The sequence below is a fragment of the Neptunicella plasticusilytica genome (assembly GCF_047922965.1).
Classification (GTDB): domain Bacteria; phylum Pseudomonadota; class Gammaproteobacteria; order Enterobacterales; family Alteromonadaceae; genus Neptunicella; species Neptunicella plasticusilytica.
This window is the reverse complement of the sequence record NZ_CP150481.1, coordinates 2,067,246-2,092,129: the sequence shown is the minus strand read 5'-3', so window position 1 is coordinate 2,092,129 and position 24,884 is coordinate 2,067,246. Positions and strand designations below refer to the sequence as shown.

Annotated in this window: 20 protein-coding genes; 5 read left to right on the top strand and 15 right to left on the bottom strand. The window is 45.6% G+C overall.

Annotated elements, in window-relative coordinates; all coding sequences use genetic code 11:
• Position 1: 1 nt before the first annotated feature.
• On the bottom strand, positions 2-748 hold the full coding sequence (gene cobB / locus V1467_RS09225) for a Sir2 family NAD+-dependent deacetylase (RefSeq protein WP_416308499.1): 747 nt from the start codon (positions 746-748) through the stop codon (positions 2-4).
• Positions 749-1,022: 274 nt separating this feature from the next.
• Here cobB and V1467_RS09220 point away from each other — a divergent pair, with 274 nt between their 5' ends.
• Positions 1,023-1,748, top strand: coding sequence for a SapC family protein (locus tag V1467_RS09220; protein WP_416308498.1), 726 nt, complete (start codon positions 1,023-1,025; stop codon positions 1,746-1,748).
• 45 nt (positions 1,749-1,793) lie between these two features.
• On the opposite strand, the gene V1467_RS09215 is transcribed toward V1467_RS09220, so the two are convergent.
• Both V1467_RS09215 and V1467_RS09210 read right to left on the bottom strand, forming a co-directional pair.
• The gene (locus V1467_RS09215; protein WP_416308497.1) at positions 1,794-3,965 is read right to left on the bottom strand and encodes a YgiQ family radical SAM protein; all 2,172 of its coding nucleotides are present in this window, start codon (positions 3,963-3,965) and stop codon (positions 1,794-1,796) included.
• A gap of 334 nt (positions 3,966-4,299) precedes the next feature.
• Complete coding sequence (locus tag V1467_RS09210) at positions 4,300-5,202, bottom strand: LysR substrate-binding domain-containing protein (protein ID WP_416308496.1); 903 nt, start codon at positions 5,200-5,202, stop codon at positions 4,300-4,302.
• Positions 5,203-5,323: 121 nt separating this feature from the next.
• Here V1467_RS09210 and V1467_RS09205 point away from each other — a divergent pair, with 121 nt between their 5' ends.
• Complete coding sequence (locus V1467_RS09205) at positions 5,324-6,022, top strand: CoA transferase subunit A (RefSeq protein WP_416308495.1); 699 nt, start codon at positions 5,324-5,326, stop codon at positions 6,020-6,022.
• A 2-nt stretch (positions 6,023-6,024) separates the two neighbouring features.
• Complete coding sequence (locus V1467_RS09200) at positions 6,025-6,681, top strand: 3-oxoacid CoA-transferase subunit B (protein WP_416308494.1); 657 nt, start codon at positions 6,025-6,027, stop codon at positions 6,679-6,681.
• Between the two features lie 37 nt (positions 6,682-6,718).
• Here the strand turns inward: V1467_RS09200 and V1467_RS09195 are convergent, their stop codons facing one another.
• Positions 6,719-7,381, bottom strand: coding sequence for a glutathione S-transferase family protein (locus V1467_RS09195; protein ID WP_416308493.1), 663 nt, complete (start codon positions 7,379-7,381; stop codon positions 6,719-6,721).
• A gap of 105 nt (positions 7,382-7,486) precedes the next feature.
• Positions 7,487-9,505 (bottom strand): methyl-accepting chemotaxis protein, encoded by a 2,019-nt coding sequence (locus V1467_RS09190; protein ID WP_416308492.1) that lies wholly within the window; start codon positions 9,503-9,505, stop codon positions 7,487-7,489.
• Positions 9,506-9,751: 246 nt separating this feature from the next.
• On the opposite strand from V1467_RS09190, the gene fur reads away from it, so the two are divergent.
• Positions 9,752-10,180 carry a ferric iron uptake transcriptional regulator gene (gene fur, locus V1467_RS09185; protein ID WP_416308491.1) on the top strand — a complete coding sequence of 143 codons (429 nt, stop codon included), beginning with the start codon at positions 9,752-9,754 and terminating at the stop codon, positions 10,178-10,180.
• Between the two features lie 45 nt (positions 10,181-10,225).
• On the opposite strand, the gene glnS is transcribed toward fur, so the two are convergent.
• The 9 genes from glnS to sdhC form a co-directional block, all read right to left on the bottom strand.
• Positions 10,226-11,893: a glutamine--tRNA ligase gene (gene glnS, locus V1467_RS09180; protein ID WP_416308490.1), complete on the bottom strand. Its 1,668-nt coding sequence runs from the start codon at positions 11,891-11,893 to the stop codon at positions 10,226-10,228.
• Between the two features lie 151 nt (positions 11,894-12,044).
• Positions 12,045-12,917, bottom strand: coding sequence for a succinate--CoA ligase subunit alpha (sucD, locus tag V1467_RS09175; RefSeq protein ID WP_416308489.1), 873 nt, complete (start codon positions 12,915-12,917; stop codon positions 12,045-12,047).
• The gene (gene sucC / locus V1467_RS09170) at positions 12,917-14,083 is read right to left on the bottom strand and encodes an ADP-forming succinate--CoA ligase subunit beta (protein ID WP_416308488.1); all 1,167 of its coding nucleotides are present in this window, start codon (positions 14,081-14,083) and stop codon (positions 12,917-12,919) included. The genes sucD and sucC overlap by 1 nt, the downstream gene beginning before the upstream one ends.
• A gap of 215 nt (positions 14,084-14,298) precedes the next feature.
• A complete protein-coding gene (gene odhB / locus V1467_RS09165) occupies positions 14,299-15,867 on the bottom strand; it encodes a 2-oxoglutarate dehydrogenase complex dihydrolipoyllysine-residue succinyltransferase (protein WP_416308487.1) in 1,569 nt (522 codons plus the stop codon).
• Positions 15,867-18,695, bottom strand: coding sequence for a 2-oxoglutarate dehydrogenase E1 component (locus V1467_RS09160; protein WP_416308486.1), 2,829 nt, complete (start codon positions 18,693-18,695; stop codon positions 15,867-15,869). Before V1467_RS09160 ends, odhB begins: the two co-directional genes overlap by 1 nt.
• Before the next feature lie 105 nt (positions 18,696-18,800).
• Positions 18,801-19,511, bottom strand: coding sequence for a succinate dehydrogenase iron-sulfur subunit (locus V1467_RS09155; RefSeq protein ID WP_416308485.1), 711 nt, complete (start codon positions 19,509-19,511; stop codon positions 18,801-18,803).
• A gap of 15 nt (positions 19,512-19,526) precedes the next feature.
• Positions 19,527-21,299 (bottom strand): succinate dehydrogenase flavoprotein subunit, encoded by a 1,773-nt coding sequence (gene sdhA, locus V1467_RS09150; protein ID WP_416308484.1) that lies wholly within the window; start codon positions 21,297-21,299, stop codon positions 19,527-19,529.
• Positions 21,300-21,647 (bottom strand): succinate dehydrogenase, hydrophobic membrane anchor protein, encoded by a 348-nt coding sequence (gene sdhD, locus V1467_RS09145; protein WP_416308483.1) that lies wholly within the window; start codon positions 21,645-21,647, stop codon positions 21,300-21,302.
• Positions 21,641-22,015: a succinate dehydrogenase, cytochrome b556 subunit gene (sdhC, locus tag V1467_RS09140; protein ID WP_416308482.1), complete on the bottom strand. Its 375-nt coding sequence runs from the start codon at positions 22,013-22,015 to the stop codon at positions 21,641-21,643. Before sdhC ends, sdhD begins: the two co-directional genes overlap by 7 nt.
• Positions 22,016-22,371: 356 nt before the next feature.
• On the opposite strand from sdhC, the gene V1467_RS09135 reads away from it, so the two are divergent.
• Positions 22,372-23,652, top strand: coding sequence for a citrate synthase (locus V1467_RS09135; RefSeq protein WP_416308481.1), 1,281 nt, complete (start codon positions 22,372-22,374; stop codon positions 23,650-23,652).
• A gap of 197 nt (positions 23,653-23,849) precedes the next feature.
• Here the strand turns inward: V1467_RS09135 and V1467_RS09130 are convergent, their stop codons facing one another.
• The gene (locus V1467_RS09130; protein WP_416308480.1) at positions 23,850-24,845 is read right to left on the bottom strand and encodes an NADP-dependent oxidoreductase; all 996 of its coding nucleotides are present in this window, start codon (positions 24,843-24,845) and stop codon (positions 23,850-23,852) included.
• Between the last annotated feature and the right edge of the window lie 39 nt (positions 24,846-24,884).

The window sequence follows — 24,884 nt, the reverse complement described above, 5'->3', positions numbered from 1 at the left end:
ATTATCCTTTTTGTTCTGTAAATGTATGCGGATTGAAAAATTGCGGAACCAGCTCTGTCGCCCTACCCTGCACAGAGTAGTCAAATACGCTTTGATTAGCACTGGTGTCGAGATTCAGTTCCAGTGTGGTGGCACCAAACAATCCGGCCTGAGCGGCGAAACCCGCCGCCGGATAAACGTTACCGGATGTGCCAATTGACACAAATAAGTCAGCTTGTGACAACGCTTGCTCAATTTGCTGCATAAATAATGGCATTTCTCCAAACCAGACTATATGCGGGCGAATCCCCTTGGCCGGATTACAACACTGGCAGCGGCTTTGATCATCAATATCCCGTATGGTTTCGAGCAACTGCCCGCTTTGAATACAGCGGGATTTTAATAGCTCGCCATGCATGTGTAATACATTTTGGCTGCCTGCGCGCTCATGCAAGTTATCAATATTCTGGGTTACCAGCAAAAAATGCCCCTTAAAGGACCGTTCAAATTCAGCCAAGGCGATATGAGCCGCATTAGGTTTTATCTGATGACCAAGCAAATGTTGGCGGCGCTGGTTGTAAAAACGATAGACTTGCTGAGGATTGGCGGCAAAACCTTCTGGCGTAGCCACATCTTCTATTCGATGTTGTTCCCATAAACCGTCACTGGCACGAAACGTTTTGATCCCCGATTCGGCCGAAATACCGGCGCCGGTAAGCACAACAATGTTGTTGTAACCGGATGGTATGATTGTATTAAACTCGTTCATCAATATAAAAATGCACCCTATTTTTGACGTACACTACTACAACATTCAACTTGCCAACAGTGCTAAGTATTCAGTTTAGAAAGTTGAAAAACGAGAGGTTGAACAAGTTTTCAGCATTTTTATCCAAAATTTACAAAAAATAAGCTGCACACCCTAATTTATTTGGCTTTAGCGCAAATTAACCTTTTTTTTACACACGACTTCTGTTATTCATAGCGGCCGTAAAATTAATTCGTGAATAACCTCTAAAACATACAAAAGGGAGCTGCATCACATGAACGAAAAAATTGTACCGCTGAATAAAGAACAGCATGCGAAAACCCGAATCAAGCCATCTACCAATTTCGCGCATGGCGCCGGACAACATCTTATTCCGGTTGTGATCCATGAATATGTGCAGGTATCCGCCGAGCTTCCTATCATATTTGTCCGTGAAAGCGCTGAGTCGGAGCGTTTTATCTCCTGCACCCTAATGGGGCTATCTCAAGGTGAAAACTTGTATTGTGGTGGTGATGGCTGGGACGAGCCATATGTACCTTCAGCTTTACGTAATTTCCCTTTATCGATTGCTAAAGCCGATCAGGAAGGCAAAGAATTATTAGTTTGTATCGATGAAAGTAGCGATTTGGTCAATAAAAAAGAAGGCGAGTTATTATTTGATGCTAAAGGTGAACAAACTGAATTCTTGAAAAAGCGTACCGAACAAACTGGTCGTTTTATAGAAAATATGCAAATCACCGCCAATTTCATCAATTTCATGAAAGAGAAAGAGCTGCTGGTATCCAACGATTTAACCGTAAAACTGGAAAATGGTGATAACTACAATATCAACGGTATTTTCCGTATCGATGAAGAAAAGTTATCTAAAATGTCGACTGAAGATTTTGAAGATATTCGCCAAAAAGGGTTATTGCCTGCCATTTATGCTCATCTGAACTCTCTGCAACAAATTCAACGTGTCGCGCGTAAAAAGATGCAAGCCGTAGCCAAAGCTGGCTAACGATTAGACGCAAGATTGAAAAAGGAGCCGATGGTTCCTTTTTTATTATCTGCTAGAAGGTTTGGACCTTTTGTTCCATTTGGGTTGTGGTGGTAAACCTGTATGCTTGGTTAATGCCCGTTGTCCTTTGCCTGCCTTGCCGGGTTTTTGCAGTTTTTCCTGCGCACTTTGTGGCGGGACTAAATGCTGGGGACCGCGCCCAATCAGGTCTTCTCTACCCATTTTGACCAGTGCCTGACGTATTTGCGGCCAGTTTTTGGGGTCATGGTAACGCAGCAACGCCTTGTGCAGACGACGGTGGATCTCGCCTTTGGCCGAAGGGACTTCATCGCTGTCTTTTTTCACTTTACGCAGAGAATCGACGCCGGCATGATACATGGTAGTGGCGCTGGCCATCGGTGAGGGGTAGAAATTCTGTACCTGATCCAGTTTGAATTTATTTTCTTTCAGCCATAGTGCCAAATTCAGCATATCGTCATCCGTTGTCCCCGGATGGGAAGCAATAAAATACGGGATCAGATACTGCTCTTTACCGGCTTCTTTGGAGAACTTGTCAAACAATTCCTTGAACTTGTAATAACTGCCCATGCCGGGCTTCATCATTTTACTCAAGGGCCCCTCTTCAGTATGTTCAGGCGCAATTTTCAAATAACCGCCAACATGGTGAGTGGCCAGTTCCTTAACATAACGGGGATCTTCGACCGCCAGATCATAACGAACTCCTGATGCAATCAGGATTTTCTTAATACCTTTCAGATCACGCGCCCGGCGATATAAATCGATTGTCGGCGTATGATCGGTATCCATATGGGCGCAGATAGTCGGATAAACACAAGAAGGACGTTTACAGGTCGCTTCTGCTTTGGGACTTTTACAGCGCAGGCGGTACATGTTGGCGGTAGGACCGCCCAAATCGGAGATTACACCGGTAAAACCGGGAACTTTGTCACGAATATCTTCGATCTCGCGAATAATCGAATCTTCCGAGCGGCTTTGGATAATTCGTCCTTCATGTTCGGTAATGGAACAAAAGGTACAGCCGCCATAACAGCCGCGCATGATATTGACCGAAAAGCGGATCATCTCGTAAGCGGGGATTTTGGCATTGCCATAGCTGGGATGCGGAACCCGTTGATAAGGCAAGTCAAATACCTTATCCATTTCCTCGGTTTCCAACGGAAATGTCGGTGGATTGATCCAGATATGTCGATCTCCGTGGCGTTGCATCAACGCTCTGGCGCAACCTGGATTGGTTTCCTGATGCAAGATTCGCGAAGTATGTGCGTATAGGATCTTATTATCTTTGACCGTTTCGAACGCAGGCAATTTAACATACACCTGCTCCCAGGGGCGCCGACGGTTATCCGGCTGGATCACCACAGGCTTTGCCATATTCACTTCGGATTCAACGCTTTGAGCGGCTTTATCGCCGGTTTCGCAAGCGGCTTCTACTTGATAAGGACTGCTGATAGGCTCGATTTTGCCGGGTTTATCTAAATGAGTCGAATCCACACCCTGCCATTCCGGCAGCGCCTGTTTAACAATTACGGCCGTTCCGCGCACATCCACAATACTGTCGATAGGTTCCCCGTTGGCTAATCGATGGGTCACTTCCAGCAATGGCCGCTCGGCGTTACCAAACATCAACAAATCAGCTTTGGAATCAAATAAGACCGAACGACGAACTTTTTCTGACCAGTAATCGTAGTGAGCAATACGACGCAAGCTGGCTTCGATGCCACCAATAATAATCGGCACGCCTTTATAGGCTTCACGACAGCGCTGGGAATAAACCGTAACGGCGCGATCAGGCCGTTTCCCGCCAATATTGCCTGGCGTATAGGCATCGTCATGACGTAATTTCTTATCTGCAGTATAACGGTTGATCATCGAGTCCATATTGCCGGCGGTGACGCCGAAATACAGGTTCGGTTGTCCCAGTTGCATAAAGGCATCTTTACTATGCCAGTCGGGCTGGGCAATAATGCCGACCCGAAAACCTTGTGCTTCGAGGGTGCGGCCTATTACCGCCATGCCAAAACTGGGATGATCCACATAAGCATCGCCAGTGACCAAAATGATGTCGCAACTGTCCCAGCCCAAATCATCCATTTCCTCCCGACTCATGGGCAAAAATGGCGCAGTCCCGTAACATTCCGCCCAATATTTATGGTGCGAAAAAAGTGGCTGCTTGGCTTTAATGGTCGCTGCTTGCATAGAATTATCGTATTACTCAAAAATGGGCGCGGATTATACCTGATCCGCGCCAGAAAACTATGCTTAAAATTTGTTCAATTAGGGCGTATTGATCTTTGGCGTGTGTTTTTGCAGCAGTTTGTCGCGGATTTATACAAGGCAGAGCGAGTGTGGTGTAGTTATTCTACATGAATGAGCGATAACGCCGTAGAAATGCGCGACAAACACTGCCCGGAGGGTTCAACCCAAAGCCTTTTGCTCTTTGTTGCCGGATTTCGACTTAAACCCACTAGTCCTGCAACCTGGCGTCGCGATCAAAAGGCTTTGAATTTAAACAAAATTCATACACCAAAGATCAACACGCCCTAGTATCCCATTGATATTGCTGCAACAGATCTGACAAGTATTGAGCAGGAACAGACAATGTGCCGCGACTACGACGAATCATGCCCACCCGTTTGGCATTGTCCTTTCCTTCAAGCGCTACACACCGCAATTGAGCGGTTTCCATTTGCTGTCGGCACAAAGCCGGTACTACAGACAATCCCAGACTACTTCGCACCAGTTGTCCGACAGTAGATAGCTGACTTGCCTCTGCGACAATATTGATACTGGTTCCGGCTTGCAGCAAGGCATTATCACACCAGTGACGAATGCTGGAACCACGGTTCATGGCGATAAAGTTTTGCCTGTGCAAATCTTGCCAGCTTAACGACGAGCGGTCAGAAAGTGGATGGCTGGAATTCATCAAGACGACAAAGCAGTCGTTAAACAATGGAATAAAATCGACACCATCCATTTGCTCGGCTTCAAAGATAATACCCAGTTCAGCCCTGTCCTCGCGCACTGCTTCAATCACTCTTTCCATAACCACGTCCATCACCGCAATATTAATATTGGCGTGGCTCTGGTGAAACTGGTTTAAAATATCCGGTAACAGGCTATTGGCAAAGGACGGCATACTGGCAATGGTTAACTTGCCCCGTTGCATCGAAAACAACTTATGCAGGTCATCAAAGGCTATTTCCCAGTCATATAATAGCCGTTTTGCGACTGGCAAAAAGGCCCGCCCCTCAGGGGTAAGCTCAACCATACGGGTTGAGCGGGCCAGCAGCATGCCGCCTATCGCCTGTTCAAACTTTTTAATCGCAATAGACAAGGCTGGTTGCGATAAATGCAGATTGACAGCTGCATCAGCAAAAGAGCGGCTATTGGCAAGCTCGACAAAAATACATAACTGACGATGACTGATATTCATTTTATGACGTTTATTGAAATAACCAATTAATAAATATTTTTTATTATTAGCTAAATTATATTAATTTTACAAATGTTAATAACTCTTTAATACTGTTTGAAACTTTTCTGAGGAATAAGCAATGGCAGGATTTGATAAAGTTGTCAGCAGTTACGCGCAGGCGATGGCCGGATTAACTAATGATATGACGATAATTGCCGGTGGATTCGGCTTATGCGGCATCCCCGAAGGACTGATTAGCCAGATAAAAACCATGGGGGTAAAAGGCTTGACGGTGGTCTCAAACAACTGTGGCGTCGACGGCTTTGGTTTGGGGTTATTACTCGAAGATAAACAAATCAAAAAGATGATTTCCTCCTATGTAGGAGAAAATGCCCTGTTTGAGCAACAACTGCTTAATGGCGAACTCGAAGTTGAACTGACACCACAGGGCACCCTGGCCGAAAAAATGCGTGCGGGTGGTGCCGGTATTCCCGCTTTTTACACGGCGACGGGTTATGGCACGCCGGTAGGTGAAGGCAAGGAAGTGCGTGAGTTTAATGGACGCCCTTATATTATGGAGCAAAGTGTCACTGGCGACTTTGCCATTGTAAAAGCCTGGAAAGCGGACCGTTACGGTAATTGTATCTATCGCCATACCGCACAGAATTTCAACCCGATGGCGGCTACAGCTGGCAAAATCACTGTAGTAGAAGTAGAAGAAATAGTCGAGCCAGGCGAGCTGGAACCCAGTCAGATCCATACCCCGGGGATCTACGTCGACCGTATTATCAAAGGCGAGTTTGAAAAACGCATTGAACGCAAGGTAACAAGGAGCTGATCATGGCACTTAGCAGAGAACAAATTGCCATGCGTGTGGCAAGTGAATTTAAAGATGGTGATTATGTCAATTTGGGAATTGGTATCCCTACTCTGGCGGCCAATTATGTACCGGATAATATTTCGGTTATGTTGCAATCAGAAAATGGTTTGCTGGGTATGGGTCGTTATCCCAGCGAAGATCAGGTAGATGCCGATATGATCAACGCAGGCAAAGAAACCGTAACCGCCGCCATCGGGGCTTCTATTTTTAATTCTGCCGACAGCTTCGCCATGATCCGCGGTGGCCATGTGGACTTTACCGTGCTGGGTGCATTCGAGGTGGATGTGAATGGCAATATTGCCTCCTGGATGATCCCGGGCAAGTTAATAAAAGGGATGGGCGGCGCAATGGATTTGGTCGCCGGAGCCAAAAATATTATTGTCACTATGATGCATGCCGACAAACACGGTAATTCAAAACTGCTGGAAGCCTGCACCCTTCCGTTGACCGGCGTTAATTGTATCACTCGAATTATCACCGATTTGGCGGTGCTTGAAGTACGCGATGGGGCATTTCATCTTACCGAACGGGCACCCGGAGTCAGTGTGGACGAAATTCGTCAGAAAACTACAGGTAAACTGGTGGCGGAAGGTGATATTCCCGAGATGCGCTTCTAGTGATCAAGTGACTGGTCGTAATCCGGCCAGTCAGATCTTATGCGTAATCGTATTGCCCGCCTCTTTTTAATCCTTGTTGATAAGCTGGGCGCGCATGGATCCGTTTCACGTAGGCTTTAATATTCGGGCAATGCTCCACTAGTCCTCTGGTGCACAACGCCTCTAGCTGAAAGCTCATCTGAAAATCGGCACCACTAATATCGTCACCGGCAAACCACTGATTGGTGGCGAGATGTTGCTCTACAAAATCGATACTGGTCGCCAGATTAGGGCCGAAATAAGCAGCCATCACCTTATCAACGATTTTTTTAGCGACCATCTTCACAAAAAAAGGTTTAGCCTGTGCTTTTACCTTGCCTAATACCATTTTAACCAACATCGGTGTCATCAGTGAGCCTTCAGCAAAATGCAACCAATAGCAATATTGACGGTGTTGTGGCGTGCCAATAGGAGGAATATATTGAGGGGCATAGGTATGAGCCAGATATTCAATAATCGCCCCAGATTCTGCTACAACAATATCACTGTCGGTTATGATAGGCGCGCGTCCTAAAGGATGGATATGTTTTAGTTCATCCGGTGCCAGACTGGTTTTAGCGTTACGTTGGTAAAGTTTGATTTCATATTCAAGCCCCAGTTCTTCAAGCATCCATAAAATTCTCTGGGAACGGGAGTTATTAAGGTGATGGAGAGTAATCATCTATATTCCTGCATATTTTAAATTCCAAGCGGCCCGATTTGGGCATTGATATAAGTCGACAAAGTGAGTGTCATCTCACTTTAACAAAAGGCAGACAGAGTGTCGCTAAACACTGAACTTGTTTATCGCACGGCGCAAACGCTCGACCAGATTGCCTAAATTATTTGTCGCAGAACTGGACTGTTCGGTGATTTCGGCGCTTTGTTGGGCCAATTGCACCACGCGTTCGAGATTGATGGTGATATCCCCTAGCAACTTATCTTGCTGAGTGGTATCAGCTACCACAGTCTGGTTAATTTGCTGGGCGTCATTGATTGCTGCCAGAATCTGCTGCACAGCTGCATCCACTGTTTGTGTCACTTCAACGGTATGATCAGCCTGACGTTTGCCGTCTTCAATGGCGTCAACGGCGTTGCTTGCGTCAATTTGCAAGCTACTGATCATCTTTTCAATTTCAGCTGTCGACTGTTGTGTACGCGTTGCCAAAGTTCTGACTTCATCTGCCACCACTGCGAACCCGCGACCTTGCTCACCCGCCCTGGCAGCTTCAATAGCTGCATTCAAGGCGAGTAAATTGGTCTGTTCGGCTATGGTCTTAATCACTTCCAGGATTGAATTAATCCCTTCGCTATTTTTATGCAGTTGATGAATGATTTGTGCTGACTGTTCGGCTTGCTCGGCCTGTTTACTGGTTTGCTGCCGGTTTTGTGTGACCAGTTGATCCACCTTGGCCGCCTGTTCATTGGCCAGTTCAATACGCTGCATACCCAAATTAATTTGTTCCAGGGTGCTATTCGAGCTGCTACGGATGTTGTGGGTAGTTTCCGAGGTTTCATTAATCTGAAGCTGTTGTTGTTCTACTTTTCCCAGAGTTTGCTTGCCAAGTTCAACGCTGGTTGCAATGGCTTGTTCAAGTTGATCAGCCTGGTTGGCAATTTCAACTACGACATCATGAATATTGCGCGCCAGGTGATTAACATTTTTGGCCAACAACGCGAATTCATCATTACCACTCGTATCGGCCTGGTGGGTCAAATCTCCTTGACTGATAGTGTGCAGACTTTGGCTTATTTTGCCCAAAGGACGATAAATACTGCGCGACGCCGCCACTCCGATAATAATAACCAGTGTTAAAGCTATCAGAGTGATCACAGCACTGCGCCAAATGTTACTTTGTACTACATCCAGAATCTGTTTTTGTCCGTTCAAAGTACTGTTATTTATTAAACTGAAGAGTTCAGAAAAATACTGCTCTGCTTCAGACAGAAGCTCTTCACCTTTTTCGGCGCTATCGTGCGCCTGATGGCTAATGGCCAGTTTGTGCTGTTGCAGGGCTATCACTCCCTCCTCTCCCTGTAATAACGTCAATGCTTTGGTTTTTTGTTGATTAAAGGCCTCCAGCAAACCATCGGTATCGACGCCTGTGGCAATACGGTTAACAAATTCGGTATTAGTTGACAAATCGCCGAGGGTGAAATTGATAGTGCTTTCGATGGATTCGATTTGTTGTTGTTCGCTCGCGTTGATATATTCTTTTGTCGCGTTGACCAGCGCAACCAGGATATAATCCAGCTTGGTTCCAACGCCAACCACCTCTGCCAGTGCTGTGTCGCTCTCTGCGCCATCCAGATAGGACATATCCAGTAAATTAGCTCCGGCATCTTCAGCCGCAAACCTAAACTCCGAAAATTGGCTATCGATCTGGCTGTTTAGTCTGAATACTTCCTCGCGTTTGCTGTACATGCTGCGAGTGAAATTTACATACTCACTGGCCGCATTTTTACCAGACTCAAACATTTCGAGTTCTTGTTCGTGTAGCAACGCGGATAAAACTTTCCATTTGTCCTCCAACTGGCTAGCAAGCTGGTTGAAGTTGTTACGGCTGTCGCTAAGGGATTCGATATTATTGGCATAATAGCCGCGCAAAGAGACTTTCGACATGGACAAAACTTGGGCTTGCAACAACATCATTTGCGACTGGACCGGCATTTTTTGCTCAACCACCAGCTCGGCAGACTGACGAATATTGGAAAGTCCAAAGTAGGATGAAATATTTGTAACAAGGAGCAATACGCCAAAAACAACAAACCCAGAAACTATCTTACCGACAACCGTAATCCGCATTCCTGTTTACCCGCCTTGCATCGTTTTGGCTGCCATCATATTGTTAACAGCCTGTTATTTTAATTATTATCGTCTTGATAGGCGATTATCATTAGTTCTGATCGGAAAAGAACTCATTTCGTGATAACCAGCAAACTTGCTGTATAAAAATACTACCGTTATCCCGTTAATATGCAAATGTTACTATGAAGTTGTGTTCTAACTTGCTTATAATGGACAGCATTAAAAGAAAGAAAAGTGTATGTAATGGATCAAAATCAAGAACTTAAAAAAGCAGGCCTTAAAGTTACCCTGCCAAGACTCAAGATACTTGAAATTCTGAAAAACCCTGACAATCAACATATCAGCGCAGAAGATGTATATAAAATTCTGCTGGAGCACGGGGATGAAATTGGTTTGGCTACCGTTTATCGGGTATTAAACCAGTTTGATGATGCCGGAATTTTAAATCGCCATCATTTTGAAGGTGGTAAATCGGTGTTTGAAATTGGCCACAAGAAACATCATGATCATCTGGTTTGTCTCAAATGTGGCAAAGTGATTGAATTTGAAGATCCGATTATTGAAAGACGCCAGGATGAAGTCGCGGCAGAGAACAACATCACCCTGACCCACCACAGTTTATATTTGTACGGCGTATGTAAAGATAACTGCGATGAAGACGAGTTTGAATAATCGAGCTTAAAAAACAAAGCCGGCTAATTAGCCGGCTTTTTTGTATCAGTTCTGATTAGAGTTGGACCAGGTATCACGCAGACCCACAGTGCGATTAAAGACAAGTTTAGTGTCCGAGCTATGTTTATCTTTGCAAAAATAACCGGTGCGTTCAAATTGCACCGCTTTGTCCTGCGCAAGACTAACTAATGCGGGCTCTACTATCCCTTGCTTTATTTGCAAGGAATCTGAATTGATCGCAGCGACAAAATCGTCCTCGGCAGCCGGATTCGGCACATTAAACAGACGATCATAAAGACGGATTTCGGCCGGCACCCCCTGTTCGGCACTGACCCAATGGATGACTCCTTTGGCTTTGCGGCCATCGGCCGGATCTTTACCCAGAGTGTCTGGATCGTAGGTACAATAAATGGTGGTTATCTCACCATTTTCGTCCTTATCAACTCGGTTGGCCTTAATAAAATAGGCATTACGTAAACGCACTTCCTTATCCAGTACCAGGCGTTTGAATTTCTTATTCGCTTCTTCACGGAAGTCCTCTCGCTCGATGAATAATTCGCGGCCAAAAGGGACTTGCCGGGTCCCCTGACTTTCATCGTTAGGATGATTGGGTGCGTTTAACATTTCATGCTTATCTTGCGGATAGTTCTCGATGACAACCTTAACCGGATCCAGTACCGCCATAGCGCGCGGTGCATTTTCGTTCAGGTCGTCTCGGATACAGGCTTCGAGCATGCCCATTTCAACCATATTGTCCATTTTGGTCACGCCAATGCGCTTACAGAATTCACGGATTGAGGCTGATGTATAACCGCGTCGGCGTAAACCGGCAACGGTTGGCATGCGCGGATCGTCCCAACCTTCAACATGCTTGTCACTCACCAGTTGAATCAACTTGCGTTTACTCAATACGGTATATTCCAGATTTAAACGGGAAAATTCATACTGGCGTGGTACACAATCAATACTGATATTTTCCAGCACCCAGTCATACAGACGTCGGTTGTCCTGGAATTCCAGAGTACACAACGAATGAGTAATGCCTTCCAACGCATCCGAAATGCAATGGGTGAAATCGTACATCGGGTAAATACACCATTGATCACCTGTTTGATGGTGGTGAGCGAATTTGACCCGATAAAGCACCGGATCACGCATACACATAAAAGGCGATGCCATATCTATTTTGGCTCTCAGGCTGCATTGGCCCTCAGCATACTCACCGTTTTTCATTTTTTCGAAATGGAGCAGATTTTCCTCAACAGACGTATCTCGATAAGGACTATTTTGGCCAGGCTGTTTTAAGGTGCCGCGCAATTCGCGCACAGTTTCATGGTTGGAAAAATCCACATAGGCTAGCCCTTTGCTGATCAGTTCAACCGCAAACTGGTGCAATTGGGGAAAGTAGTTGGAGGAATAACAAATATCCCCGTCCCAGTGAAAGCCTAACCATTCTACATCGTGCTTGATTGAGTTGACGTAATCTATGTCTTCTTTTTCCGGGTTAGTATCGTCAAAACGCAAATTACATTGTCCCTGGTAATCCTGGGCCAAACCGAAATTCAGGCAGATAGATTTTGCGTGGCCAATATGCAAGTAACCGTTAGGCTCAGGCGGAAAACGGGTATGAATGCGAGCATGCACACCATTGGCTAAGTCTTTATCAATAATTTGACGAATAAAATTGGTCGGACGATTGTCAGTCTCGGCCATAAATACAACCCCTTTAAATACACACTGATATTGCCGCAATGATACCAGTTAAATTGAATAACCTGCATTAAAAAGCCCGCAATCAAGCGGGCTTTTAGTTTACTTTTCCATTTATTGACAATTTACATCATCAATTTGGGAAGCAAAACAATTACCATCCGGTAATTTCGCGTAATGCCTTACCGATTTCGGCTAAAGAGCGTACGGTTTTGACACCGGCTGCTTCCAATGCCTTAAATTTATCGTCAGCAGTACCTTTACCGCCTGCGATAATTGCACCAGCATGTCCCATACGCTTACCAGCCGGGGCTGTTACACCTGCTATATAAGATACAACGGGTTTGGTTACGTTATCTTTGATAAAGGCAGCGGCTTCTTCTTCCGCTGTTCCACCGATTTCGCCGATCATTACGATGGCTTCGGTTTTCGGATCGTCCTGGAACATTTGCAGAATATCGATAAAGTTAGAACCTGGAATAGGATCACCACCAATACCCACACAGGTAGACTGGCCAAAACCTTCATCAGTGGTTTGTTTAACCGCTTCATAAGTCAAGGTACCTGAACGGGATACGATCCCCACTCGACCCGGCTTATGGATGTGGCCAGGCATAATACCAATTTTGCACTCTCCCGGTGTAATCACACCAGGGCAGTTAGGACCGATCATGCGAACGCCTTTGCTATCGACATATTCTTTAGCGTAAAGCATATCGATAGTGGGTATTCCCTCGGTAATACAAACGATCAGCTCAATACCTGCATCGGCAGCTTCAACGATGGAGTCTTTACAAAATGGTGCAGGTACATAAATAACAGTTGCCGTGGCACCGGTTGCTTCAACCGCTTCACGTACAGTGTTGAATACCGGCAAGCCCAAATGCTCAGTACCGCCTTTACCCGGCGTCACGCCACCGACCATTTGTGTACCGTAAGCTATAGCTTGTTCAGAGTGGAAGGTACCCTGCCCGCCAGTGAAACCCTGACAGATTACTTTGGTGTCTTTATTAATTAAAACCGACATTATTTGCCCTCCGCTGCAGCAACAACTTTCTGCGCTGCATCCGTTAACGATTCAGCAGCAATAATATCCAGGCCAGAATTAGCTAAAACTTCACGGCCTAATTCGGCGTTGGTACCTTCGAGGCGAACCACAACTGGAACATTAACACCGACTTCTTTCACTGCACCGATTATCCCTTCAGCGATCATGTCACAACGTACGATACCGCCGAAAATATTAACCAATACCGCTTTAACATTGTCATCAGACAAAATGATTTTGAATGCTTCAGCAACACGTTCTTTGGTTGCGCCACCACCGACATCCAGGAAATTGGCTGGCTTACCGCCATGCAGATTAACAATATCCATGGTTCCCATAGCCAAACCCGCACCGTTAACCATGCAACCTACATTGCCATCAAGAGCAACATAGTTCAGCTCCCATTTGGCCGCATCCGCTTCACGTTGATCTTCTTGTGAAGGATCGTGCATTTCTTGAAGCTTAGGCTGGCGATACATTGCGTTACTGTCGATAGCCAGTTTGGCATCCAGACAATGCAGGTTGCCGTCGGTTTTAATCACCAATGGATTTACTTCGATCAAGGCAACATCGAGTTCCTCAAACATTTTTGCCAGACCCATAAAAATTTGGGTGAACTGGCGAATTTGCACACCTTCAAGACCTAATTTGAATGCAATCTCGCGTGCCTGGTAAGGCTGTGCGCCTACCAACGGGTCGATTTCGGCTTTGAGAATTTTTTCCGGGGTTTCTTCGGCGACTTTCTCAATTTCAACACCGCCTTCAGTGGACGCCATGAACACAATACGGCGGCTACCGCGATCGACAACTGCACCCAAGTACAATTCCTGATCGATATCAGTACAAGACTCAACCAAAATTTTGGTTACCGGCTGACCGGCTTCATCTGTCTGATAAGTGACCAGATTTTTTCCCAACCATTGTTGAGCAAAAGATCTGATTTCTTCTTTGTTCTTAACCAGCTTTACACCACCAGCCTTGCCTCGGCCACCAGCGTGCACCTGACATTTTACGACCCATTCGTCACCGCCAATACGTTCAGCGGCATCGATTGCTGCTTGAGGACTGTCAGCAGCATAACCTTGAGATACGGGTAAACCATATTCAGCAAAAAGCTGTTTACCCTGATATTCATGCAAATTCATGGTGTATTATCCGTTTTTCGGTGAATCAATCAGAACAACCGGACGTTGTCTTATCTTGATTCCATTACGACAAAAAAGCTGCCAGGGCAGCTTGTTCAAACCGCCGGGGATTATAGTCATTACCCGGCGTAAGTGGTAGCCAAAACATAGTATTTTATTGGCTCAATTATTCATATATTCATCAAAATGACGATTTATGACGACTAAATTGTTTGTTACACATCCAACAATAAACGAGTTGGATCTTCGAGCATCTCTTTTACTGTTACCAAAAAGCCTACTGACTCTTTGCCATCAATGATCCGGTGATCGTAAGACAAGGCTAGATACATCATAGGTAAAATTTCCACTTTACCATCGACCGCCATAGGACGATCCTGGATCTTGTGCATACCAAGGATAGCACTTTGTGGTGGATTGATGATGGGAGTAGACATCAACGAGCCAAACACACCGCCATTGGTAATAGTAAAATTACCTCCCTGTAAATCGTCCATCGACAGCTTTCCGTCACGGCCTTTAAGCGCTAGCGCTTTAATGCCTTTCTCTACGCCTGCCAAAGACAACTGATCACAATCACGCAATACTGGTGTAACCAGACCACGAGGCGTAGATACCGCAATAGAGATGTCAAAATAATTGTGGTAACAAATATCGTCACTATCGATCGAGGCATTCACTTCAGGGAAGCGCTTCAATGCTTCGGTCACAGCTTTAACGTAAAAAGACATAAAACCTAGACGAATATCATGGCGTTTTTCGAATGCTTCCTGATATTGCTTACGCAAGTTCATAATCGGTTTCATGTTCACTTCGTTAAAAGTGGTTAACATGGCCGTAGAATTTTTAGCTTCTAATAAACGATTAGCAATAGTTTTGCGTAAACGCGTCATTGGCACTCGTTTTTCAGTACGATCTGCCAGGCCAGTCGCTGGCTCTGTGGTAGCAGAATCTGAAGATTTGGCTGCGGGTTTGCTGTCAGCGTTTTTAAGATGTTTTTCAACATCTTCCTTGGTGACACGCCCACCTTTACCGGTGCCTTTTACCGCTGAGGCATCAATACCTTTTTCAGACAACAATCGACGTACAGACGGACTCAATGCATCGTTGTCACCCTCATCCGATGCATCACTTTGTTGTTCCTTGTCATCAGATTTTTGTGATTTTGCGTTGCTGCTGTCAGATTTTGCCGCGCCAGCACCACTGGTGAAATGGCCAATCACCTGTTCAGCGTTAACAGTATCGCCTTCCTGAGCCAGAATTTCTGACAATGAACCATCAGCAGGTGCGACAACTTCAAGCACCACTTTATCGGTTTCGATATCAACCAGATTTTGATCTCTGGAAACCTGTTCACCCGGCTGAACATGCCAGGTTGCAATTGTTGCGTCTGCCACAGATTCTGGCAGCACCGGTACCTTTATTTCCACTGACTCACCTTTGCTACTGTTAGTACTTTTATTGGATGGTTCATCATCGTCTGATGAACTGGCTGAATTATCTTTGCTGGAAGAATCGCTATCATCAGATGCTTTACTGCTTCCTTCGCCCGCTTCAAAATGGGCGACAACTTGCTCGGCAAGTACGGTATTACCTTCATCTTCAAGTATTTCTGTAATCGTTCCGTTAGCCGGTGCAACCACTTCCAACACCACTTTATCGGTTTCGATATCAACCAGATTTTGATCTCTGGAAACCTGTTCACCCGGTTTAACATGCCAGGTGGCGATTGACGCATCGGCAACAGATTCCGGTAATACGGGCACTTTAATTTCAATCGTCATTATTTGGTCCCTTGATTAATGGTTAATGCATTTTCTACCAGTGTTTTTTGTTGCTGGTTATGCACAGAAATATAGCCTACTGCTGGAGATGCTGATGCTTCCCGACCTGCGTAGGTCAATTTAGCGCCATCGGGAATCGAAGCCCAGAAATTATGCTGCATGCAATACCATGCACCCTGGTTCTGAGGTTCTTCCTGGCACCATACCCAATCTTTAACATGTTGATAATCAGCCAACACTTTTTCGATATCGGCATGCGGGAAAGGATAAAGTTGTTCGATACGAATAATAGCCACATCGGTTTGTTCGTCTTTACGGCGTTGTTCGAGTAAATCGTAATAGACTTTACCGGAACACATCACCACGCGTTTGACTTGAGTTGGTTTAATTTCGTCAACTTCACCAATAACGTTGTAAAACACCCCTTCGGCCAACTCTTCGAGACTGGAAACTGCAAGCGAATGGCGTAACAATGATTTGGGTGACATCACGATCAACGGACGGCGCATCGGGCGCACCACCTGACGGCGGATCATGTTATACACCTGAGCTGGCGTAGAAGGCACACATACCTGCATATTGTGGTCGGCACAAAGTTGCAAGAAGCGCTCAAGGCGTGCGGAACTATGTTCTGGTCCCTGTCCTTCATAACCGTGTGGCAGCAGCAAGGTTAAACCACACAAACGTCCCCATTTTTGTTCGCCGGAACTCAGGAACTGATCGATAACCACCTGGGCACCATTGGCAAAATCGCCAAACTGAGCTTCCCAAATTGTCAATGCTCCGGGTTCGGCAGTGGCGTAACCATATTCAAAGGCTAGTACCGCTTCTTCAGACAACACGGAATCATAAATTTCAATCGGACCTTGCTTGTCACTTACATGCTGCAATGGCATATAGGTTGAAGCATCTTTCTGGTTGTGAATTACCGCGTGGCGATGGAAGAACGTCCCCCGGCCCGAATCCTGACCGGTAAAGCGGATCCGGGAACCACCATCGACAATAGTGGCATAGGCCAATATTTCAGCACAGCCCCAGTCAAGTGGTTTTTCACCGTTAATCATCGAGAGGCGATCCTGATACAACTTGGCCACCCTCGCCTGCAGTTTAACCTCATCCGGGTAACTGCAAATTTTATGACCCAGTTCGCGCATTTTTTCAACACTGAGTGAAGCATCGAAAGGCACCGTCCATTCCTGGCCAATATAGGGTGACCAGTCTACCGAGTGCTCAGTCATGGGACGCCACTCTTCAACCACGCAGGCGCCATGATCCAGCGCCGCACGATAATCACCAATGAGTTTGTCGACTTCGTGCTGGTTAATAGTTTTTTCATCCATTAACTGCTGCGCGTATAACTCTCTTGGTACCGGGTGCTTCTTGATTTTCTTGTACATCAAGGGTTGAGTGGCATCTGGCGTATCGGCTTCGTTATGGCCATGACGGCGATAACAAACCAGATCAATCATTACATCCCGTTTAAACTTGTTGCGATAGTCCAGCGCCAGTTGCGTCACAAAAATAACTGCTTCCGGATCATCCGCATTAACATGGAAAATCGGTGCCTGAACCATTTTAGCGATGTCGGTACAGTATTGGGTTGAACGAGTATCTTCCTGCTTGGAGGTCGTAAAACCAACCTGGTTATTGATCACGATGCGAACGGTACCTCCTACAGAGAAACCACGCGTCTGTGACATATTGAAGGTTTCTTGTACAACGCCCTGCCCAGCAATAGCCGAGTCACCGTGAATAGTGATAGGTAACACCGTCGAGCCATCGTGACAGTTACGACGATCCAGTCGGGCTCTTACCGAACCAATCACCACAGGATTTACAATTTCAAGATGCGAAGGGTTAAATGCCAGCGCCAAATGCAGATCACCACCCGGGGTGGCAAAATCAGACGAATAACCGGCGTGATATTTAACATCACCGGAACTTAGTGATTCGTCATGTTTACCGGAGAATTCATCAAACAGGACAGAGGGGTTTTTACCCAACACGTTAACCAGTACATTTAAACGACCACGGTGTGCCATACCGATAACGACTTCTTTGGTGCCATTAACACCCGCATGGCTAATCAAGCTTTTTAGCATCGGGATAAGTGCATCGCCGCCTTCTAACGAAAAACGCTTGGCACCAGGAAATTTTGATCCCAGATATTTTTCCATTCCATCGGCTGCGATCAGGCCTTTTAAAATGGCGATTTTAGTCTCGCGACTTAATTCCGGTTTAGCTTGTACTGATTCAATCCGTTGCTGCAACCAACGTTTTTGCTCAGTGTTGGTGATATGCATGTATTCCGCACCAATGGAACTGCAATAAGTGCGATTAAGAGACTTGAATAGCTCTCCCAGAGGCATGGTTTCTTTGCCAACGGCATAGGAACCGACGCTAAAAACGGAATCAAAATCCTGCTCGGTTAGTTCATGATGGGACAATTCAAGGTCCCTAACACGTTCCTGCTGCCATAACCCTAACGGATCGAGATTGGCGTGCTCATGCCCGCGAAATCGAAAAGCATTAATCAGCTGTAATACTTTAACCTGTTTAGCATCTGAGGTGCTGGCGACTGCAGGCGACGCAGTGCGTCCCAATGGACCCAGTTGAGCCATTTTTTTAAACAACTCGCGCACATCACTATGCCTGGTCTCGACCTGAACACCTTCCAATTTTGGAAGTTGATCAAAAATGTCACGCCACTGTGGCGCTACATCTTGCGGATTTTCGAGATAAGCTTCGTAAATTTCTTCTATATAAGCTGCGTTACCACCAGCCATGTAGGAAGATTCCCACCATGCTTTCATCGCGCTTTTTTGCATTGCTGTCCCTTAATCAGATCAAGACAAACCGGCCTTCCGGTTTGTCTAACTAAGAACACTTAATAATGTTGCAGACGCACTTGTCTACAGTCTTCATATTGCTACCTATACTGACCGTTGTAGCAGCATCGATTTGATTTTTCCAATCGCTTTGGTCGGATTCAGATTTTTTGGACAAACACTGACGCAATTCATAATGCCATGGCATCTGAACACGCTAAATGCATCATCTAAATCACTCAACCGTTGTTCTGTTGCAGTATCACGGCTATCGGCCAAGAATCGATACGCGTGCAACAAGCCTGCTGGTCCGATAAATTTGTCCGGATTCCACCAAAACGAAGGACAAGATGTTGAACAGCATGCACATAAAATACATTCGTACAAACCATCCAGCTTGTCGCGCTCTTCTGGAGATTGCAGATATTCCCGCGCCGGAGGTTGGGTATTATCATTAATCAGGTAAGGTTTAATTTTTTCATACTGCTGATAGAACTGGGTTAAATCAACGACCAAGTCACGTACAACAGGTAACCCGGGTAAAGGTCGAATAACAATTTTACCTTTACCGAGTGCCGATAATGGCGTGATACAGGCCAAACCATTTTTGCCGTTCAAGTTCATACCATCTGAACCACATACCCCTTCACGGCAAGAGCGTCTAAAAGACAATGTCGGATCCTGTTCTTTAAGCTGGATTAAGGCATCCAGCACCATCATGTCCTGACCTTCACTGACTTCCAGAGAATAATCCTGCATACGAGGAGCATTATCTACATCAGGATTATAACGATAAATTGAGAAGTTCAATTTCATCTGACTTGGCTCCTATTAATAAGTACGGGCTTTCGGCGGGAAAGCATCACGAGTGACAGGCGACATATTCACCTCACGTTTGAGCATAGACTCAGTTTGTGGAGAATAAATACTGTGGCACAACCAATCTGTATCATTACGATCCGGGAAGTCGATGCGACTATGAGCACCACGACTTTCAGTACGGAAGTTAGCTGCAACCGCAGTTGCGTAAGCCGTTTCCATCAAGTTATCCAGTTCCAGACACTCAATACGCTGCGTGTTGAAATCGCTGCTCTTGTCGTCGAGGCGGGCTGATTTGAGTCGTTCACGAATTTCTTTTAATTCTGACAAACCTGATGCCATTGCTTCGCCTTCACGGAATACCGAGAAATTGAGCTGCATACATTGCTGCATATCTTTGCGGATCTGTTCAGGACTTTCGCCTTTACCCGCTTCTGAGCTTTCCCAGCGGTTAAATCGGGACAAGGATTGTTCCAGATCAGATTCGCTGGCGTCGGACTGTTCACCGATTTCATTTAAGGCATCAGCCAAATGCAATCCGGTGGCACGACCAAATACCACTAAATCCAATAATGAGTTACCACCTAGACGGTTAGCACCATGCACCGAAACACAGGCAATCTCGCCACAAGCAAACAAACCGTTAATCGGGGTTTCTTTACCGTTAGCATCAACACTTAGCGCCTGACCATTTACGTTGGTTGGAATACCGCCCATCATATAGTGGCAAGTCGGGATAACCGGAATGGGTTCTTTAACCGGATCGACGTGAGCAAAAGTGCGAGAAAGTTCGCAAACCCCTGGCAAACGGGATTCCAGTACTTCTTTACCTAAATGATCCAGTTTCAGTTTAAGATGAGGACCCCAAGGGCCATCACAGGCACGGCCTTCACGAATTTCAGTGATCATCGAGCGCGCTACAACATCACGACTGGCCAAATCTTTAGCATTAGGCGCATAACGTTCCATAAAACGTTCACCGTCTTTATTGAGCAAATAACCACCTTCACCACGGCAACCTTCGGTCACCAGTACACCCGCTCCAGCGATCCCTGTGGGATGGAATTGCCACATTTCCATATCTTGTACCGGTACACCTGCACGTAGTGCCATACCCACACCGTCGCCGGTATTAATATGTGCGTTAGTAGTAGACGCATAGATACGCCCTGCTCCACCGGTAGCCAGTACAACGGCCTTGGATTTAAAATAAACCACCTGACCGGTTTCCATATCAATCGCGGTACAACCAACAATGTCGCCTTGCTGATTTTTAACCAAATCCAGCGCATACCATTCGCTGAAAACTTTAGTTTTGTTTTTAACATTCTGCTGATACAACAAATGCAACATAGCATGGCCGGTACGGTCTGCTGCTGCTGCAGTTCGGGCGGCTTGCTCGCCACCAAATTCTTTGGACTGACCACCAAAAGGACGCTGATAAACGCGACCATTTTCAAAGCGTGAAAACGGCAGTCCCATATTTTCTAATTCAATAATGGCTTCAGGACCGGTTTTACACATGTATTCAATGGCGTCCTGATCACCGATAAAATCCGACCCTTTAACAGTGTCGTACATGTGCCATTCCCAGTTATCTTCATGGGCATTGCCCAGCGCTACGGTAATACCGCCTTGCGCCGATACTGTATGAGAACGGGTTGGGAATACTTTGGATAATAATGCACAGGATTTGCCTGATTCGGAAATTTGCAGCGCAGCGCGCATGCCGGCGCCACCTGCGCCAATAACAACTGCATCAAATTGATGTACAGGAATACTCACTTAGACACCCCACAATACAAATAAACCCACTGCACTATAAGCAAATGCCAGCAAGTTCAATAAAAACTGAATAGACGCTCTTAATACAGGCTGCTTAACGTAGTCGGTTAATACCTGCCAAAGGCCGATGCGAACATGGATCATAATGGAAACCAATGTTGCGAAGGTAAACACCTTCATCCACAAACTGGCAAATAAATTGTGCCAGATTTCAAACGTGATGGTGGGTGTCGCCAGAAAAAACCACAGCATATAAAAAGTGAAGGCACATATGACGATGGCTGTTGCGCGCAACGAAACGAAGTCCTGAACTCCATCACGTTTAAGAGATGCCTGATTAGTTACCATATTACTACTCCCGCGATGACGGTTAACACAACCCATAATATGAGAATTGCTTTCGCACTGTTATTACCTGAGTTGAGCTCTTCCCAATGCCCCAAGTCCATAACCATGTGGCGTAAGCCGGCTAATACATGGTAGGTCAATGCAGATATGGTTCCAATTGCGATAATTTTCCCGCACCAGCTTGATAAGCACTGTTGAATGCTGATAAAGCCGTCAGCTGAAGATACCGACACCGCCCATGCCCAAATTACAAAGATAAGTGCAAAAAATAATGCCACTCCGGTGACACGATGGAGGATGGAGGATACTGCTGCTGGCGGAAAACTAATCGTATTAATCTGTAAATTTACTGGTCTTTGCTTTTTCACGATTTGTTGCCTGTTTAGTCCTGTTAGAACTGGTTATTATCATTGTCATCGGAAATAGTTTGGCCTATTTTACCGACACCTGAAGGTCGTTCAGTCGAATGAGTGATTAAAGCTATAAATTGTCGGCTATACTGCTGACATTCAGCTTCAGCTCAATCAGCGAAAGTATATCCAGCCATGCCACTAAATACAATTTTTGTTCCAAATTAGATAGTTACAAATTCAGCATAAAAATGACAAATGGATAAATAATAGTCGAAAAATCATTAAAATTGACTTAACGCATCTTTATCAGTACAAATAGCGGCTATTTTTAATAGCTTAGACCACAGAAAAATTCTGAAGGAGAGCAACAAATGGCAGACAATAAAGCCACATTGACGGTTGGTGGCAAGGAAATAGAACTCCCTGTACTAACCGGTACCGCTGGCCACCCCGTTATTGATATTCGCAGTTTAGGGGCGAACGGTTATTTTACATTTGACCCAGGCTTTATGGCCACTGGCTCTTGCGAGTCTGATATCACCTATATAGATGGTGCTAAAGGTGTTTTATTACATCGCGGATATTCAATCGAAGAATTAGCTCGTGAAGCCGATTATCTCGAAGTTTGTTACATGTTGTTGCATGGCGAAGCGCCTGATTCAGAGCAATATGCAGAGTTTAAACAAACCATTACCCACCACACTTTAATTCACGATCAAATTAACAACTTTTTCCGCGGATTCCGTCGTGATGCGCATCCTATGGCGATGTTATGTGGCACAGTGGGGGCGATGGCGTCGTTTTACCACGATGATCTGAATATTACCGATCCGGAACAACGTTTACGCAGTGCGTACAGACTGGTTGCCAAGATGCCAACTTTGGTTGCCATGTGCTACAAGTACAATATTGGACAGCCTTTCGTTTATCCAAGTAATAAGCTGTCTTATGCTGAAAACTTTCTGAATATGATGTTCTCGGTTCCGGCCGAACCTTATAAAATTAGCCCGGCTGTTGCCCGTGCGGTGGATCGTATTTTTACCTTGCATGCCGATCATGAGCAAAATGCATCTACCTCTACAGTACGTCTGGCCGGTTCTTCAGGTGCCAATCCCTACGCCTGTATTTCAGCCGGTGTCGCATCATTGTGGGGGCCTGCTCATGGCGGGGCCAATGAAGCTTGCCTGAATATGTTGCAGGAAATAGGTAGCGTTGACCGCATTCCCGAGTTTATTGCCCGAGCTAAAGATAAAAACGACCCATTCCGTTTAATGGGCTTTGGCCATCGCGTATATAAAAACTTTGATCCAAGAGCCACTGTTATGCGTGAAAGCTGTCATGAAGTGTTGGAAGAACTCAATATCGATGATCCCTTGCTGGAAGTGGCCATGGAACTTGAGAAAATAGCACTTAATGACGAGTATTTTGCCGAGAAGAAACTGTTCCCGAATGTTGATTTTTATTCAGGTATCATTCTTAAAGCCATCGGTATTCCAACCAACATGTTTACCTGTATTTTTGCCCTGGCAAGAACAGTTGGCTGGATCTCTCACTGGCATGAAATGTTAAGTCAACCGGGACAAAAGATTGGCCGTCCTCGTCAGCTGTATACCGGTTATGACAAACGCCCATTTAAGAAAATCGATAAATAAGTTTTAATCGACTAAAAATACCAAAAAGCCAGTCAAATGACTGGCTTTTTTATGCCTGGAAAATGCAATTCGCCCCTCTTTTCGCCGACTTTTAACAAGCCAAACTACGAGTCAAATAGATCATCTACGCATAAATTGAAGCAAATTGTTCTATTTGCTCCAATTTAGGGCATATGTTGAAGGTCGTTGCCAAAAGTCTAGACTTTTAGCACCAGTTTGCCGAAGTTTTCGCCTTTAAATAGCATCATCAATGTTTGCGGAAACGACTCCAGTCCCTCCACAATATGTTCTTTGGCTTTCAGTTTCCCTTGCGCAATCCAGCCCGCCATTTCGCGAGCAGCCTCACCATAATGTTTAGCGTTATCAAATACCACAATACCTTCCATCCGGGCGCGATTAACCAGTAGTGACAGGTAATTAGCCGGACCTTTCACTGCGCTGGTATTGTTGTATTGGCTAATGGCACCACAAATTACGATACGCGCATGCAGATTAATTCGGGCCAGCACGGCGTCGAGTATCTCGCCTCCGACATTGTCAAAAAACACATCCACACCATCCGGACAGTATTGCTTTAAACCGGCTTTTACATCGGTATTTTTATAATCAATAGCTCCGTCAAAGCCGAGTTCATCAATCAGATAAGCACACTTGTCTTCACCGCCAGCAATGCCTACGACTCGACATCCCTTAATTTTGGCAATCTGGCCTACTACTGTCCCCACAGCGCCCGCCGCAGCAGATACCACAACGGTTTCCCCGGCTTGAGGCAAGCCTGTTTTTAACAGACCAAAATAAGCCGTCATACCAGGCATACCTAATACGCCTAGATAACGAGGTAATGGCGCAAGTTCAGGGTCAACTTTATGCAATCCTTTATCTTTTACCACCGCATACTGCTGCACACCTAACATACCGTGCACATGGTCCCCAACGCTAAAATGGCTACTGCGGGACTGAGCCACTTTACCCACGCCTCCGGCACGCATGACTTCGCCCAACTTGACCGGCTCGATATAGGATTTGGCATCATTCATCCAGCCGCGCATGGCAGGATCCAGCGAAAGATACTCGACTTGTACCAATACCTGCCCCTCGGTTAATTCTGCCACATCCGGTTCCTGAAGTTGCCAGTCAGTTTCTTTAGGTTCTCCCACGGGTCTAGCGGCGAGAATAAATTGCTTATTTTTCATTTTGTTATTCCTTTCTTGCAGGGTTTTAAACACAATAGC

Coding starts and splice junctions, on each gene's coding strand:
- odhB (WP_416308487.1), bottom strand. CDS start 15,867: ATGACGATTGAAATTAAAGTGCCCGTATTACCGGAATCTGTTGCCGAT.
- fur (WP_416308491.1), top strand. CDS start 9,752: ATGGATCAAAATCAAGAACTTAAAAAAGCAGGCCTTAAAGTTACCCTG.
- glnS (WP_416308490.1), bottom strand. CDS start 11,893: ATGGCCGAGACTGACAATCGTCCGACCAATTTTATTCGTCAAATTATT.
- V1467_RS09205 (WP_416308495.1), top strand. CDS start 5,324: ATGGCAGGATTTGATAAAGTTGTCAGCAGTTACGCGCAGGCGATGGCC.
- V1467_RS09215 (WP_416308497.1), bottom strand. CDS start 3,965: ATGCAAGCAGCGACCATTAAAGCCAAGCAGCCACTTTTTTCGCACCAT.
- sdhD (WP_416308483.1), bottom strand. CDS start 21,647: ATGGTAACTAATCAGGCATCTCTTAAACGTGATGGAGTTCAGGACTTC.
- V1467_RS09155 (WP_416308485.1), bottom strand. CDS start 19,511: ATGAAATTGAACTTCTCAATTTATCGTTATAATCCTGATGTAGATAAT.
- V1467_RS09130 (WP_416308480.1), bottom strand. CDS start 24,845: ATGAAAAATAAGCAATTTATTCTCGCCGCTAGACCCGTGGGAGAACCT.
- V1467_RS09200 (WP_416308494.1), top strand. CDS start 6,025: ATGGCACTTAGCAGAGAACAAATTGCCATGCGTGTGGCAAGTGAATTT.
- sucC (WP_416308488.1), bottom strand. CDS start 14,083: ATGAATTTGCATGAATATCAGGGTAAACAGCTTTTTGCTGAATATGGT.
- V1467_RS09220 (WP_416308498.1), top strand. CDS start 1,023: ATGAACGAAAAAATTGTACCGCTGAATAAAGAACAGCATGCGAAAACC.
- V1467_RS09190 (WP_416308492.1), bottom strand. CDS start 9,505: ATGCGGATTACGGTTGTCGGTAAGATAGTTTCTGGGTTTGTTGTTTTT.
- V1467_RS09195 (WP_416308493.1), bottom strand. CDS start 7,381: ATGATTACTCTCCATCACCTTAATAACTCCCGTTCCCAGAGAATTTTA.
- V1467_RS09160 (WP_416308486.1), bottom strand. CDS start 18,695: ATGCAAAAAAGCGCGATGAAAGCATGGTGGGAATCTTCCTACATGGCT.
- cobB (WP_416308499.1), bottom strand. CDS start 748: ATGAACGAGTTTAATACAATCATACCATCCGGTTACAACAACATTGTT.
- sucD (WP_416308489.1), bottom strand. CDS start 12,917: ATGTCGGTTTTAATTAATAAAGACACCAAAGTAATCTGTCAGGGTTTC.
- V1467_RS09135 (WP_416308481.1), top strand. CDS start 22,372: ATGGCAGACAATAAAGCCACATTGACGGTTGGTGGCAAGGAAATAGAA.
- V1467_RS09210 (WP_416308496.1), bottom strand. CDS start 5,202: ATGAATATCAGTCATCGTCAGTTATGTATTTTTGTCGAGCTTGCCAAT.